Genomic DNA, 15,045 nt, shown 5'->3' on the forward strand with positions numbered 1-15,045 from the left:
ATATATCCGAGGACTTGGTGACCAGAATTCCCGCACAAAACGATGCTCCGACCGATCTTTTCGCGCCGTACAAGCCGCTGGGCGATGTGTACGACGAGTTTCATGACGGTACGCAAATTCGTCCTCACTGGCAAAGTTATGTCAAAGGGATGCGGGAAATTGGTGCCGCTGAATTCCAGCGACGTTGGAACCAGATGCAGAAGGTCCTTGACCGGACCGGTCTGGCGTACGCCGGGGCTGGGATTGGTAGTCCAGAACAAGATCGCCGTGCCCGACCGTGGGAACTCGATCCGCTGCCAGTGTTGTTTCCGGCTGACGAGTGGAGCCAGGTCGTTCAAGGCTTGAAGCAGCGGGGCCGTTTGCTGCAGATGGTGCTTCAGGACCTGTATGGCCCTCAAGATCTCGTTCGCAGTGGTGTGCTGCCAGCGGAAGTCCTCTTCCGTCATCCAGGCTACTACCGCTGCTTCCATGGCCAAAATCCACCGAGCGGCAACTACCTCTATTTCTATGCTGCCGACCTTTCACGGTCGCCGGATGGAAGCTGGTGGGTGCAAGGAGATCGTAGCGAGTCTCCCTCCGGTAGTGGCTTTGCGCTTGAAAATCGGATCATTCAATCCAGAATGACGCCCAGCTTGTTCCATCGCGAGAACGTCCAGCGGTTGGCTGGCTACTTCATGATGGTCAAGGAAGCCGTGCTACGGTCTTGCTCGCGAGTGACCAATCCACGTGTGGTCATTCTGAGTAACGGTTCGGAAAGCTCGAACTACTTTGAAGACGCCTACCTCGCGCGTTACCTCGGTTACACCTTGGTCGAGCCGGGCGATTTGGCCGTCCGCGGTAATCGCGTGATGCTCAAAACGCTGGGCGGCCTCCTGCCGGTCGATGTTATTCTCCGTCGACCCAACAGCGATCAGTGCGATCCGCTCGAGATTAGCCAATGCACGGGCGGTATTGCCGAGCTACTCCAAGTATGCCGGATGAAGAATGTCGTCGTGCTTAATCCGCTGGGATCTGGCATTGTCGAATCGCCCATTTTCATGACCTTCATGCCGCAGCTTTGTCAGCACTTGCTCGGCGAGCAATTGATCTTGCCGGGCGTGGCAACCTGGCGATGTGGCGATCGCGATGCGCTCGGATATGTGCTCGATAACATCGACAACCTGGTCATCAAGCCAGCCTATCGCCAACGAGGCACGCGGACGCCCGTTTATCGGGTGACCAGCGAAGAGAAGAAAGAAAAGCTGATCCGCATGATCCAGGCCGATCCGGCCATGTTCGTCGCGCAAGAACAGGTCGCTCGTTCCACGAGCCCCGTGTACGAGCGGAAGTCGCTCCGACCGGCCCACATCGCAATGCGAGCATTCGGGGTCATGGGACAAAGCGAGTTCGAGATCATGCCGGGCGGGTTGGTTCGTCTCACCGGCGAGCTTCAGCCGCTCGAAGCTTCGCTGCAAGTGGGCGAACGTAGTAAGGATGCCTGGGTCCTATCATCATCGCCGATTGCGCGTGTTACCCTGCTGAAACAACCCGAGCATGGCGTCGAGCTCAAGCGAACCGGCGGCGAACTTCCTAGCCGCATTGCAGAAAACTTGTTCTGGCTCGGCCGAAATTTGGAACGAGCCGATGTCACTGCACGTGTTTTGAGAACCACGATCTCGCGTTTGACGAGCGAAGAACAAATTGACGAGATGCCAGAAGTGCTCATCCTGCTCCGGACGATGGCCGAGATGGGGATGATCGAAACAGGTTATGGCGTCACGGAAATGCGAAAGCAACTGCCGCCGATCGAACGTAATCTGGCCGCGAATATCTTCGACGAACAAAACTCGATGAGCTTGCGTTCGATTGTAACGCAGATATTCCGTCTCACTTCGCGAAGTCGCGATCGTGTCTCGGCCGATAGTTGGCGAATTCTGCACCGCGTCGATCAAGGATTCCAGGCACCAACGACCGGCTATTGGGATTTGTCCGACTGCTTGGCATTGCTCGACGATCTGGTCCTCGACTTGGCGGCGTTCAGCGGTATCATTTCCGAAAGTATCACCCGTACTCAGGTATATCACTTCCTAGACATGGGACGCCGTATGGAGCGGGCCACGCAAAGTTCGCGTCTAATGCGAAACTGCCTGGTACTTCCCGCGGGCGATTTATCCTCGATCTTGGAAGCACTGCTGGAAATCTCGGACAGTTTGATCACCTACCGATCGCGATATCTGGAAGAGATGCACCTCGGCGCCGTACTCGATCTGCTGGTCACCGACGAAACGAACCCACGTTCGATCGCCCGTCAATTGGCTCAGCTGTTAGATCACGTTAACGGCCTGCCAAGCGTCGGAAAGCACGCCGGATATACGGTCGAGCAGCGACTCGCTATGTCGATGCTGCACGAAGTTCGCATGTTTGATGTCACCCGGGTGCGTGCCCCTGATGCCCTCGTCGCGGGCGAATCGCTACACTTACTGCTGCAGGAAATCGAATCGCTGCTGCCGAAATTGTCGGATGTTGTGACGCAGAGATATTTGGTTCACTCGATGCCCCAATCTCACCTCGTCGAGATTCGCCCCTAAGCTTTTCAGACTGTCAGAAGCGTGCGTTATCAAGTCCAGCACAAGACGGCCTATACCTATTCCGAACCTGCTTCGGTGGCCCATAATCTGTTGCATCTGCGCGTCCCGACGATGCTTCGCCAGAGCGTGGAAGATTTCGCCCTGCTGGTCGAGCCGAAGCCACGTTCGATCGTCTCGCGAACGGACTATTTCGGTAACCAGGTGCACTACTTCGCGTTAAGCGAGCCGCACGAAGGGATGACAATCACGTCGACTAGCCGTGTAACGGTAAAGCCGGCCGTGATTCCATCGACATCGCCTGCTTGGGAACAGATTGTGACCGCAGGCCGGTCGGATGACTTCCCGCTAGAAGTACGTCAGTTTCTGTTTCCTTCGCGTCACATCGGAATGCTGCCGATTTTGGCTGAATATGGCAAAACGGCATTTACCAAGGGACGTCCAATCGTCGAGGCTGTCACGGAGCTGACGACGCGGATCTACAAAGAATACAAATACGATTCGACGGTCACCAGCATTCAAACGCCGCTGGAAGAAGTCGTTCGCCAACGTCACGGCGTCTGTCAAGACTTCGCCCATGTAGGCATTGGCACGCTGCGCGTTCTCGGTTTGCCGGCACGCTACGTAAGCGGCTATCTGCGAACCTCGCCACCTCCGGGCAAGCCACGCCTGGTCGGGGCGGATGCTTCCCACGCTTGGTTCTCAGTCTTTTGCGGCACAGAACTAGGTTGGATCGACTTCGACCCGACGAATAACGTCGTCGCTAGTACGGACCACATCACCTTGGCACACGGTCGCGACTTCGAAGACGTCTCGCCAATTCAGGGAGTCGTCATGGGAGGCGGAACGCGGACGATGCGAGTCGGTGTCGACGTGATGCCACTTGACGCGAGCGGAGTAAACGGACCGCCAGCGGGACCATCGAGCCAGGCTTCGCAGCAGCGACAAGGCTGAACGCGAGCTCATGCAAATCTTCGTGTCAAACGCGAACCATCAACCAGTCCAAGAAATGGGTTGACGGTTTTCAATGGGCGACTGGAAAAGCCTACGATAACGAGGTACTCGTTAAACCGGTTGTAAGCTAAAGAACGTTGTCCCGATCGATTCACCGACCGAATTTAGCCGAGTCTGGAAGTCGTCGATAAACTCGTGCAAACCACGGCCGATGATATCGGTCGCACTGGTGAATGCGAACTCGGCACGAAGCTGTCCCAAACGCTGCTCAGGCAGGTTGGTAAACCCTTCAATGTCGCTGCCGGTGATCGCATGCAAAGATTCGTTAGCACGCGTCAAGCAGTGAAGCACGGCTCGCGGGAATTCTTTATCGAGCATCAGGAAGTCGACCACATTCTGCGGTGCGATCCGCCCGAAGCGTTGACGGTACATTTCATAGGCACTCGCCGAGCGGAGCAGGGCGGCCCACTGTAAATCGTCGAAAGGGCTACCCACATGCTGCGGACTGGGCAGCAGGATGTAGTACTTCACGTCGAGGATTCGCGACATCTTGTCGGCCCGTTCCAGGAATCGGCCCAACTGACAGAAGTGCCAGCCTTCGCCGTGGGTCATCGTCGCGTCGGTCACCCCGACGAACTGTTGACCTGAATTGCGGACGGCGTCGTAGAAGTCGTGCAGGTCGTCGAGGATGCCCTCGGCATCCCCTTCATCCTTGACCATGAGATAAAAACGATTGATGTGTTCCCACATCTCTGCGGAAATACGTTCACGAATACTCCGCGCATTTTCACGGGCGTTGATCAAACAGGTGAGAATCGAGTTCGGATTCTTACGATCAAACGTGAGAAACTCGATGACATTCCGTTTGGTAGCTTCCCCGTATGTCTCCGAGAACATCTCGTTATCCCCGGTGGTCGTGACCAACGGGCCCCACTGCTGATTTCCGGCAGTGGACAAATCCATACTGATGTTCAAGTTGACGGCGATAAATCGGGCGACAGCTTCTGCCCGTTCGATGTATCGGCTGGTCCAATAGATCGAGTCGGCGACGCGACTTAACATGAAGAACCTTTCTCTCCTACACGACCCAGGTGTCTTTGCTTCCGCCCCCCTGGGACGAGTTGACGACCAGCGAACCCTTGCGCAGGGCCACTCGCGTCAGTCCGCCAGGCAAAACGTAGATGTCTCGTCCATAGATGATAAACGGTCGCAGGTCGACATGTCTCCCCTCCAAATGATCATCGATGATCACCGGCGCTCGCGAAAGAGACAAAGTCGGCTGAGCAATGTAGTTTCGCGGATTTGCCTTGATCAATTCGACAAACTTGGCATGTTCTTCCTTACTGGCACGTGGCCCAATCAGCATGCCGTAACCGCCTGATTCATTAGCCGGTTTTACAACCATGTCGGCGATATTCTTGATCACGTGATCTCGCTGCTTGTCGTCCCAGCAAACGTAGGTGGGCACATTAGGCAAGATGGCGTCTTCGCTCAGGTAGTATTTGATCATGTCCGGGACGTAGGCATAAATCACCTTGTCGTCGGCAATTCCCGTACCTGGGGCATTCGCGAGGGCGATATTGCCGGCTCGGTAGGCATCCATAATGCCAGGAACACCCAACATCGAATCCTTGCGGAATGCCTGCGGATCGATGAAGTCGTCGTCGATTCGACGATAAATGACGTCGACGCTACGAAGACCTTTCGTCGTGCGGGCATAAACCCGTCGATCGCGCACAACTAAATCCCGCCCTTCGACCAGTTCGACCCCCATTTGCTGGGCAAGGAACGAATGCTCGAAGTAAGCCGAGTTATAAATGCCTGGCGAAAGAACCGCGACTTGTGGTTTTTCGATATGTTCTGGAGCCAGGTAATTCAGGGCGTCCAGCAATTGGCTGCAGTAATCGTCCACAGGACGTACGAACTGGGCCTCGAACAGGCCTGGGAACGTCTGCTTCATCAACTGGCGATTTTGCAGCACGTAGGAGACGCCCGATGGGCAGCGGAGATTGTCTTCCAGTACGTAAAACTGGCCATCTCCGTCGCGAACGAGGTCGGTCCCGGTGATATGACACCAGATGCCGTGTGGCGGATTCAGGCCAACGCACTGCGGCCGGAATGAACTTGCCGAGCGGACGACATGTTCCGGGATGACACCATCCTTCAAGATCTTCTGATCATGATAGATGTCGTCGATAAACATGTTTAGCGCGACAATACGCTGCTTTAGACCTTTAGAAATCCACGACCATTGTTCCCCCTGAATAATGCGGGGCAGGATGTCGAACGGAATAATCCGCTCGGTACCTTCCTGCTCGCCGTACACGTTAAACGTGATCCCGAGGCGGATCATCGAACGTTCGGCAGCCGTCTTACGCTTACGAAGGTCGTTAGAAGTAAGCTCTTGGATATGTTTGTAAAGTAGCTGGCAGTTGATGCGGGGAGAGCCGCCGGGAGAGAACATCTCGTCGTAGAACTCACCGACATCGTAGTCCGCAATCAAATTTGGCTCAGAGGTGTACTCTTGAGACTGTGTTTGCCCTTGCACGTCATTCTTCTCCTAATGAGAAATCTAGTGGGGCCAGATTAATCCGCCTGGGAGGAGTTCTCGCTGTGGCGAAGCGAGATGAAAGGTTGCCTGAGGCCTCCCTGATCTAACACAGATGTCATTGCATTTGGCGTGCCAAGCACAATATTTACAGCGCCTCGCTAAACGCATAAATTCCATTCTCTGAAATACTTACAGCTTTTTAAACTCGAATTTGTCAAAGTCGAAGCGACCGGCAATTGCCTATTATGTGAGCAGGTGTAAGGGAATCTGAATTCGCATTAAGATTTGCGACCAGTCGTGACTGACAGCTAACTTGTCCTACTGCGACTCCGCTTAGCAGACCCTCGTTCCCGCTACGAGCGAGTGTTAAGATAGGATGCATCTCTCCGCTTCACTACCCTGCCACACCTTCTCGGTTCGACCGCAACGCTTATGCGATATCTTACTCGATCGATGCGACTCGTCTTCGGTTGCCTAATTCTTCTTTCGTCATCGGTCTTGGCCCAAGACGTAATCCAACCTTCACGCAATCTTCCGAAAACTCAGCCATGGGATCTAGCGAAGTTGTCGGTTGCACCGAAGTTCGAGTGGATCGATCAGACTTCGCCAGTTCGATCGTTGACCTACACTGGCGAGAAATATCAAGGAAACGCTACGAGTGTCTTCGCATATTATGCGACACCTGGAAGCGTAATGGGAGACGAGTCCCTTGATAAAGATCTGCCAGTGGTCGTGCTGATTCATGGTGGCGGGGGAACCGCCTTCCGTGAATGGGCGGAGTTATGGGCCAAGCGGGGATATGCCGCAATTGCCATGGACCTTGCCGGCAGTCGACCCAACGAAGGCCAGAATCCGCACGATCAAAAGAATCGCACTCGTTTGCCTAAGGGCGGTCCCGATCAATCTGGCAAAGAGAAGTTCCTGGCCATCGACCAAGCAGCCACCGACCAATGGCAATTCCATGCGGTCGCCAATGCCATCTTGGCGCATTCGCTCGTTCTTAGTTTTCCGGAAGTTGACAAGCAGCGAAGCGCGGTCACCGGAATCAGTTGGGGCGGCTACTTAACTTGCATTGTCTCCGGGGTCGATACCCGTTTCGATGCAGCGGTTCCGGTGTACGGCTGTGGTTATCTGCTTGATAACAGTGCCTGGTTGAATCAGTTCAATGCCATGACACCCGAGCAACGCGAGCGCTGGACCACCTGGTGGGAGCCTTCCCAGTATCTGCCAGCGGTCGAGATGCCAATCTTGATGGTCAACGGCACCAACGATTTCGCTTATCCCCTTGATAGCTACATGAAGAGCTATCAGGCCATTCCCGATCAAACCGACAAGCAGTTGGCCGTGACCGTGAAAATGCCCCACAGTCATCCTGCTGGATGGGCGTCGCCGGTAATCGCACGATTCATAGACCAGCATTTGCGGCAAACAGAAGCCCTACCCGAGATCGGCTTGCCTAAGGTAGAAGGACAGTCGGTTCGTCTCAATTTTGCCGATGCCAAGATTTCTAAAGCCGAAATTCATTGGAGCAGCGACGCGCAGCCCGTCAATCAGCATGAATGGGAAACGCGTGAAGCAACCATTCACGATGGCTACGTCCTCGCCCCTAAACCGCCAGAAGACGCTAAACTTTGGTTCATGACTGTCGAAACCGCCGATGGAAGTCCTATCAGCACAGAAGTACTTTTCGCTGTGGCCCCCTCGAATTGATTGTCATCAGGAGTGTTTCCGCTGTCTGATTCTCCCCAGCAAGTCGAATCGTCTGAGGCCGAATACGCCCAGGGAATGGATGCCGCGCAGTTTGAAACCCACGCTGCCCACGAGCAAACGCACTGGTGGTTCGTCGCACGAAGGCAAATCCTGCGGAAGGTGCTTCTAGAACTCGCCTCGCCAGGTACTCCCTTGCTGGACGTTGGTTGCGGTACTGGAGCCAACGCGGCTTGGTTTGCCGAGCGATTCCCCACGACTGGTATCGATGTCTCCCGTTATGCGATCGATCTGGCTCGCAAACGATTCCCTGGCGTTCGCTTTGAATGCGGAACGATTGGGGACTTAGATACCGCAACCTGTCAGTCGGTACGTTTGGTCACGCTGCTCGATGTGTTGGAGCACGTTCCGGATGACCTTCAAGTCTTCTCGCAACTTGCGAGTCATCTTTCGCCCGGCACCCACTTTGTGGTGACGGTCCCTGCCGGGCTTGATTTGTGGAGTCCCCATGATCAAGCGTTAGGCCATTATCGTCGCTACTCGCCTAAGCGGCTGACTCAAGTTTGGGATGGGTTACCGGTCGAGTGCCGCTTGCTTTCGCATTTCAATTCGCGGTTGTATGGTCCGATCAAGATGGTTCGTTCCCTCACTCGAAAACGGCGGCATAGTGCTGGGCACGGAGGGACGGATCTCTCGCTGCCACCTTCCCCTATCAATGCGGCCCTGCGGCATTGGTTCGCTGGCGAGTCGCATCGAATCGTCGGCAGCTTGAAGCGGGGCGGGGCAGGGGGCTACCCGCGTGGCGTCAGCTTGCTGGCCGTGCTAACACGTTTGGAAGGTGATATCGAAGTTCGTACCCGCGGCGCGGACGTCAGCCGTGATCATTACGATCCGATCGCTAAGCAATACTTGGGAGATTAAACAAACGCCATGGAACCGGTGTCCGGCAACTCGAGTGTTTCCCCTAACTGCGTTCTCGTTGTTCCTTGTTATAACGAAGAAAAACGCCTGCCGACGGGGGCGTTTGAAACGTTCCGTCATGCCTATCCACACGTGAATTTCCTGTTCGTCAACGACGGCAGTCACGATGGAACCCAGTCGCTCTTGGAAGCCCTGAAGCACTCCGCCCCCGAAAGTTTCGACGTGGTGATGCTCGATCGAAATCGCGGCAAGGCCGAGGCAATCCGTCGCGGGCTGTTGGAAGCGATCGCCCGCCAGCCGGCGTTCGTTGGCTTCTGGGACGCCGACCTTTCGACACCGCTCGACGAGGTCCCCCGATTTCTCGATCTGATGCAAGAGCATCCGGACGTCGAGATGGTGATCGGATCACGCGTGCAATTGCTTGGCAGAGACATTTCTCGCCGGCTTTTGCGTCACTATATGGGCCGCATTTTCGCCACGCTGGCTTCCGCGGCGATTGGTTTGCCGGTCTACGATACACAGTGCGGTGCGAAGCTGTTTCGTGTTACGCCCTCTCTCAACCAGGCGTTTGATAAGCCATTTTCCAGTCGCTGGGTGTTTGACGTTGAGCTGATCGACCGCTTCCTACGATTGTCGCAGGAAGAAGAAAAGGCGCCTCGACGCGAACAGATCGTCGAAGTGCCTTTGCAGAAATGGACCGATGTTGCCGGCTCAAAATTGGGGACGCTTGATTGCATTCAAGCCGGATGCGACTTACTACGGCTGACGTTTCGGATTCGATCGAATCCGCGTTAGTCAAACGGCCCCTCTAAGTCAGCCAGTTTGATTGCACGAGTGCCTCAGCACTGACGATCTTGGGACATTTCCAGTTATTGCGAATCATCCAGTCGAAGAACTGCGATTCGACGGCGATGTGATAGTGACGAATGTAATACAAGACATCCTTCGACCAGCACCATTCGCCGTCGCTGTAGACATCTGGCGGTCCTATGGGGATCGATCCGCCTTGCAGTCGATCGAAGGCCGACCCGCCTGCTTCAAATAGCATGGTACCTTCGCTAAGGTACTGAAGGACGAGTTCCTCTTCATCCAGCGGTCCCATCATCTGGAGTTCCCGCAAGTCTTGAAGAGCCGAACTCGGACTGCTCTCTTCAAAAAATCCAAAACGCTTCAACATGGGTCACGTTCCTCCACACCACCCACGTCAAGCTTTTGCGAAGCATTGAACGGGTGACGATAAGACGAGAAAGGAAGTCACCGGAAAGCAGTCATCGTCTGAAACTGCTGACCTGACAAAACATGTTCCTCCCAAGCTGCTCCACATGGCCCCTCTTCTCGCAAGCATAGCAAATCGCAAAAGCGCGAGGCAAAGAAAAAGTAGCGGTGGAAACAAAATCAATGTCAGGAGGACGATGGTTCCTATTGTTGCGAAAAGAAGGCCAGATCACTGGCTAAATTGCGCAAGGTGACGCCAGGGAAGAATTACTTGCTTTGTGAATCCTTTTGCCGCTTACCGGCATCGAAACTAAATATTGACTGGAATACGATTTGCAGATTTAAAGTGCATCGGCTTGCCATTTGTTTAAGGGCAAACCGACGACAGCTGCACCCCCGTTAAGGGAGATAGTAGATAATGGCCATTGATCCAATCTGTGGAATGAATGTAGACGAGTCGACTCGTTGGCGATCAACTCGTGAAGGGCAAACATTCTACTTTTGCTGCGAGCATTGTCTGCACAAATTCGAGGCTGGTGGCGATACACAGGACGCCCCACAGCAACTCGTTACCCTTGGCGAAGCACCTGAAAAGAAGAGCTGCTGTCACGGCGATCATCACGATCACGCTGGCCACACGCACGGCGGAAAGAAGAACAGTCAGTCGACCGCCAAATATATTTGCCCTATGTGCGAAGGCGTGGAAAGCGAAACGCCAGGCGATTGCCCGAAGTGTGGTATGGCACTCGAACGGAACCAACCCGCTGGACGCCAAACCAAAACGATTTACACCTGTCCGATGCATCCAGAAGTACGGCAAGACCATCCTGGTAGCTGCCCGAAATGTGGGATGGATCTTGAACCGGAAACCATTACGACCGACGAAGAAGAACACGATCCTGAATTGTTTTGGATGACAGTTCGCTTCTGGGTCGCGGCGGCGCTCACATTGCCCGTGTTCGCACTAGCCATGTTACCGATGGTCGGTATCCCGACCGGCATCCCGCCCGAAGTTGCCCGATGGATTCAGCTGGTCTTATCGACACCTGTGGTCGTGTGGTGTGGCTGGCCCTTCTTCGTCCGCGGCGTGAAGTCGATCATGACGATGAACCTGAACATGTTCACGCTGATTTCGATCGGCGTGGCTGCCGCATACCTTTATAGTTTGTTAGCAACCCTGGTACCTAGTGCGATCCCCGAGCATTTCCGCCATGGTGGCGAAGTGCCTGTCTATTTTGAGGCCGCCGCAATGATCGTGGCCCTTGTGTTGTTGGGCCAAGTGATTGAACTACGAGCCCGCAAGAAAACCGGCAGTGCAATTCGAGAGCTGATCAACCTCGCGCCACCAACAGCTCGGCTGGTTGAAAACGGCGAGGAACGGGAAGTCCCGCTAAGCGAAGTCTCGGCCGGGCAAGAATTAAAGGTCATTCCTGGCGATAAGATTCCGGTCGATGGGGAAGTGATCTCAGGTAGCTCGTCGGTCGACGAGTCGATGATCACAGGCGAAGCAAACCCGATCGCGAAGAAAGAAGGGGATACGGTGATCGGTGGAACGGTCAATCAAAGTGGTACGCTGCGGATCAAAGCGACCAACGTCGGAGAGGACTCCGTGTTGTCGCAGATCGTGCAGATGGTCGGTCAGGCCCAACGAAGTCGGGCTCCGATTCAGCGATTGGCCGATACGGTCTCTGGCTACTTTGTGCCGGCCATCGTTGGAATCGCCGTGCTGACATTCATCATTTGGTCGATTTGGTCGCCGGCTGAACCCCGCTTGGCGTACGCACTTCTCAACGCAGTGGCTGTGTTGATTGTTGCCTGTCCTTGTGCGTTAGGGCTGGCAACGCCGATGTCGATTATGGTTGGCGTTGGTCGCGGTGCCAAAGCTGGGGTGCTTGTCAAGGAAGCGGCCGGCTTGGAAACGTTGCAACAGGTCGATACCGTGGTGGTCGACAAAACAGGGACGCTGACCGAAGGCAAGCCGAAGCTCACCCAGCTTCAACCGGCGAACGAGTTCAGCGAAGAGGACCTGTTGAAATACGCCGCCGCTGTCGAGCAGAACAGCGAACATCCCATCGGGCGATCGATTGTCAACGGAGCAAAGGATCGGGAGATGGCGATTCCGGAAGCCACCGATTTCGATTCCACCACCGGGCAAGGCGTTCAAGCGACGGTCGATGGCAAGAAGATTGTTTGTGGTAAGCCTTCCTTGCTCAAGGAGCATGGCGTCGAATTCAATGCCGAAGGCTCACCTGAAGGAACAACCGTCTACTTGGCAGTCGATGGAACGTACGCCGGTTCGCTCGTGGTCAGCGACCCCCTTAAGTCGTCAACGCAAGGTGCGATTCAAGCCCTGCATGAAATGGGGATTCGCGTGATCATGATGACCGGCGATAACCCTAAGGTTGCCGAGGCGATCGCCAAAAAACTAAACATCGACGACTACCAGGCCGATCTCTCACCGCAAGACAAGCACGACCGTATCCAGAAACTGCGAGACGAAGGCGCCAAGGTCGCCATGGCGGGTGACGGTATTAACGATGCCCCCGCACTCGCGGCCGCCGATGTCGGAATTGCCATGGGTACCGGTACCGACGTAGCGATCGAGAGTGCCGCGATTACCTTGATGGGTGGCGATCTGAACGGCGTGGTGAAAGCATTCCGTTTAAGCCATCGCGTGATGCGAAACATCAAGCAGAACTTGTTCTTCGCGCTGGTCTACAACGGAATTGGTGTGCCGATTGCGGCCGGGATTCTGGTTCCCATTTTCGGGATGAACGCCTTGTTAAATCCAATGTTCGCCGCTGCCGCAATGAGCTTCAGCTCGGTCAGCGTTATTGGCAACGCATTACGACTACGGGCCACAAATCTTACAGGGTAATTAATCGCGGCAATTAGTTAGAACCTTTGCGGCCGATGAACTGCGTGACGAAGGCGTTGCCGGTATGGTACGTCCCTTCGGTGACTTCGCGTTCGAGTTCGACTTCATGCTGGACTTCGAGATTTGGGAAATGAGCGCGAAGAAGCTTGAGTGTCAGGAGCATGTCGACATCCTTCGGCCCTCCTGTTCCGTATTCGAGTTGCCGAGGATGGTAGGATTCCAGCAGAAACACGCCGCCTGGTTTTAACGACGTGAAGACCTTTGGATAAACATCAGCCCGCACGGCGGATGGGAGATGGGCCGAGATCGAGACGATCGCGTCCCACTTGGCGTCACCGAAGTCGAACTGGCACAAGTCGGATAAGACGTAATCGATGGATACATCGTTTTGTTCAGCCAATCGCTCCGCTTTCTTCTTCCCTTCGGCCGAGACATCCACGCCGGTGACTTGGTGTCCCTGACGGGCGAGAAAAACTGCGTTGCGGCCCTCCCCTTCGCACAGGCAAAGTACGCGGCCCGATGGTGGCAATTGAAATTCGGAGGCCTTGAGAAACGAATTGGGCTCGGTACCGTAAATGTACTCCGATTGGCCAAATCGCTCGTCCCAGAACGATCGCACATCCATCGTGATTTCTCCTTCAAGCTGCCAAGACTGCTACGCCGCGCAGGTAATTTAGATGACCGGTTGACCCGTAAGGTCGCAGCGATTTCCGAAAGCGGAAAACAATTCTACAAGAAGTTTTCAATTTTGGCTGGCCTAGACCTGCCTGGCAGAGCACCAATAATGGGAGTGTCTTAAACAACCATTGCCTGTCAGCCACCTCCCATGCAACGTGACCGCCAAAAACTTTTTCTCGAGGGGCCGATCGGTGTGGCTCTCTTTCGCTTGGCGGTTCCGATTATTCTCGCCAATGTGCTGCAAACGGGCTACCAGTTGACCGATGCTTTTTGGGTTGGGCGATTGGGGGCTTCCGCTGTGGCGGCTGTTTCGGTCAGCTTTCCGGTAACGTTTTTGGTGATCGCGCTCGGGTCTGGGCTGGGGATTGCTGGCGCGACGCTATCGGCTCAGTACATGGGCGCCGGCCGGCAAGATATGGTCAATCATGTGGCGGCCCAAACGATGCTGATGGTGTTCATTACGTCGGTCATTTTGGGAACGACCGGCTACATGCTTGCCCCCTACTTGCTGCATTGGATGGGGGTCGAAGCCGATGTATACCGTGACGGGCTGGCTTTCATGCGGGTCTCGTTTGTCGGCATTATCTTTGTGTTTCTATTCGCCATGTTTCAGGCTTTGATGCGCGGGATCGGTCAGACCACGATCCCGCTGCTGATTGTGCTGGGAACGGTGCTCTTGAATATCGTGCTCGATCCCATGTTCATTTTTGGCTGGGGGCCGATCCCGGAACAAGGAGTTCGTGGTGCAGCTTTGGCAACATTGACCACGCAAGGGATTGCCGCGATGGTCGGGATGATCGTGTTCCTCTTGGGGCGACACGGGATTCAATTGCGATTGGCCGACTTCCGACCTGACTTTCCGTATATCAAGCGGGCTTTCCTGCTTGGTGCGCCTGGTTCGGTCGAGCTATCGACCCGGGCGCTTGGACTGATCGTGCTTTCGTTTCTAGTTGCCAGCTTCGGTACCGTAACGATTGCCTCGTACGGAGTCGGGGCGAATGTGTTGCAGTTCGTGATGATCCCAGCGATGGGGCTTTCGATGGCCGTCTCGACTTTAGTTGGCCAGAACATCGGAGCAGGCAACACGGCCCGAGCGTCGAAGGTCGCGATCCTTGGTGCGTGTTGGGGATTTGGAATTTTAACGACCGTCGGCATCGTGGCGTTTGCCTTCGCACCGAACATCGTGGGCTTCTTCGTACCAGACGATCAAGCCGTGATCGATCATGGAGCCGAGTTCATTCGCGTGATGAGCCTGGCCTGGGGGGGACTGGGAATTCAGCTTTGCATGATCGCAACCTTCCGTGCTTCAGGCAATTTCCTGATTTCGATGGTGATTGCCTTGGTCTCGCAGTGGATGCTGCAATTCCCTGTGGCGTACATCTTATCGAAGCACACGCCGTTGGAGGCGAATGGCATCTGGTGGTCGTTCCCCGTGATGCATGGGCTGATGGCCGTGGTGGCCGCGGCTTGGTTTGCCCAAGGCGGGTGGAAGAAAACCCGCATCACGGATCGCGATGACCAGGTTCGTCAGGTCACCGAAGAAACAATCGTGGAAGATGGCCTGCCGTGAGACAGGC

11 protein-coding genes are annotated in these 15,045 nt (G+C 55.0%); 7 read left to right on the forward strand and 4 right to left on the reverse strand.

Annotation, left to right across the window (positions count from 1 at the left end; genetic code table 11):
* The first annotated feature begins 17 nt into the window (after positions 1-17).
* Together C5Y83_RS23865 and C5Y83_RS23870 are read left to right on the forward strand one after the other, a co-directional pair.
* Positions 18-2,567, forward strand: a complete 2,550-nt coding sequence (locus tag C5Y83_RS23865) for a circularly permuted type 2 ATP-grasp protein (protein WP_105332311.1) — start codon at positions 18-20, stop codon at positions 2,565-2,567.
* 21 nt (positions 2,568-2,588) lie between these two features.
* Positions 2,589-3,518 carry a transglutaminase N-terminal domain-containing protein gene (locus tag C5Y83_RS23870; protein WP_105332312.1) on the forward strand — a complete coding sequence of 310 codons (930 nt, stop codon included), beginning with the start codon at positions 2,589-2,591 and terminating at the stop codon, positions 3,516-3,518.
* Between the two features lie 111 nt (positions 3,519-3,629).
* Here C5Y83_RS23870 and C5Y83_RS23875 read toward each other — a convergent pair whose 3' ends face one another.
* Both C5Y83_RS23875 and C5Y83_RS23880 read right to left on the reverse strand, forming a co-directional pair.
* Positions 3,630-4,580, reverse strand: a complete 951-nt coding sequence (locus C5Y83_RS23875; protein WP_105332313.1) for an alpha-E domain-containing protein — start codon at positions 4,578-4,580, stop codon at positions 3,630-3,632.
* Between the two features lie 16 nt (positions 4,581-4,596).
* The gene (locus tag C5Y83_RS23880; RefSeq protein WP_105332443.1) at positions 4,597-5,982 is read right to left on the reverse strand and encodes a circularly permuted type 2 ATP-grasp protein; all 1,386 of its coding nucleotides are present in this window, start codon (positions 5,980-5,982) and stop codon (positions 4,597-4,599) included.
* A gap of 651 nt (positions 5,983-6,633) precedes the next feature.
* Here C5Y83_RS23880 and C5Y83_RS23885 point away from each other — a divergent pair.
* The 3 genes from C5Y83_RS23885 to C5Y83_RS23895 are packed head-to-tail and all read left to right on the forward strand — an operon-like array spanning position 6,634 to position 9,492.
* Entirely contained in the window at positions 6,634-7,779 is a 1,146-nt protein-coding gene (locus C5Y83_RS23885) for an alpha/beta hydrolase family protein (protein ID WP_199195119.1), read from the forward strand.
* 12 nt (positions 7,780-7,791) lie between these two features.
* A complete protein-coding gene (locus C5Y83_RS23890; protein WP_105332315.1) occupies positions 7,792-8,697 on the forward strand; it encodes a class I SAM-dependent methyltransferase in 906 nt (301 codons plus the stop codon).
* 9 nt (positions 8,698-8,706) lie between these two features.
* A complete protein-coding gene (locus C5Y83_RS23895) occupies positions 8,707-9,492 on the forward strand; it encodes a glycosyltransferase (protein ID WP_105332316.1) in 786 nt (261 codons plus the stop codon).
* A gap of 13 nt (positions 9,493-9,505) precedes the next feature.
* On the opposite strand, the gene C5Y83_RS23900 is transcribed toward C5Y83_RS23895, so the two are convergent.
* Positions 9,506-9,874, reverse strand: coding sequence for a hypothetical protein (locus C5Y83_RS23900; protein ID WP_105332317.1), 369 nt, complete (start codon positions 9,872-9,874; stop codon positions 9,506-9,508).
* Positions 9,875-10,330: 456 nt separating this feature from the next.
* Between C5Y83_RS23900 and C5Y83_RS23905 the strand changes: the two genes are divergently transcribed.
* Positions 10,331-12,790 carry a heavy metal translocating P-type ATPase gene (locus C5Y83_RS23905; protein WP_105332318.1) on the forward strand — a complete coding sequence of 820 codons (2,460 nt, stop codon included), beginning with the start codon at positions 10,331-10,333 and terminating at the stop codon, positions 12,788-12,790.
* A gap of 13 nt (positions 12,791-12,803) precedes the next feature.
* On the opposite strand, the gene C5Y83_RS23910 is transcribed toward C5Y83_RS23905, so the two are convergent.
* Complete coding sequence (locus C5Y83_RS23910) at positions 12,804-13,415, reverse strand: class I SAM-dependent methyltransferase (protein ID WP_105332319.1); 612 nt, start codon at positions 13,413-13,415, stop codon at positions 12,804-12,806.
* 201 nt (positions 13,416-13,616) lie between these two features.
* On the opposite strand from C5Y83_RS23910, the gene C5Y83_RS23915 reads away from it, so the two are divergent.
* On the forward strand, positions 13,617-15,038 hold the full coding sequence (locus tag C5Y83_RS23915; RefSeq protein ID WP_105332320.1) for an MATE family efflux transporter: 1,422 nt from the start codon (positions 13,617-13,619) through the stop codon (positions 15,036-15,038).
* Positions 15,039-15,045 lie beyond the last annotated feature (7 nt).

The sequence above is a fragment of the Blastopirellula marina genome (assembly GCF_002967765.1).
GTDB classification, from domain to species: Bacteria; Planctomycetota; Planctomycetia; order Pirellulales; family Pirellulaceae; genus Bremerella; species Bremerella marina_A.

Bases quoted from the DNA above. Each gene is read 5' to 3' on its own strand.
- C5Y83_RS23895 (WP_105332316.1), top strand. From the start codon at position 8,707: ATGGAACCGGTGTCCGGCAACTCGAGTGTTTCCCCTAACTGCGTTCTC.
- C5Y83_RS23915 (WP_105332320.1), top strand. From the start codon at position 13,617: ATGCAACGTGACCGCCAAAAACTTTTTCTCGAGGGGCCGATCGGTGTG.
- C5Y83_RS23910 (WP_105332319.1), bottom strand. From the start codon at position 13,415: ATGGATGTGCGATCGTTCTGGGACGAGCGATTTGGCCAATCGGAGTAC.
- C5Y83_RS23900 (WP_105332317.1), bottom strand. From the start codon at position 9,874: ATGTTGAAGCGTTTTGGATTTTTTGAAGAGAGCAGTCCGAGTTCGGCT.
- C5Y83_RS23905 (WP_105332318.1), top strand. From the start codon at position 10,331: ATGGCCATTGATCCAATCTGTGGAATGAATGTAGACGAGTCGACTCGT.
- C5Y83_RS23880 (WP_105332443.1), bottom strand. From the start codon at position 5,982: ATGTTCTCTCCCGGCGGCTCTCCCCGCATCAACTGCCAGCTACTTTAC.
- C5Y83_RS23875 (WP_105332313.1), bottom strand. From the start codon at position 4,580: ATGTTAAGTCGCGTCGCCGACTCGATCTATTGGACCAGCCGATACATC.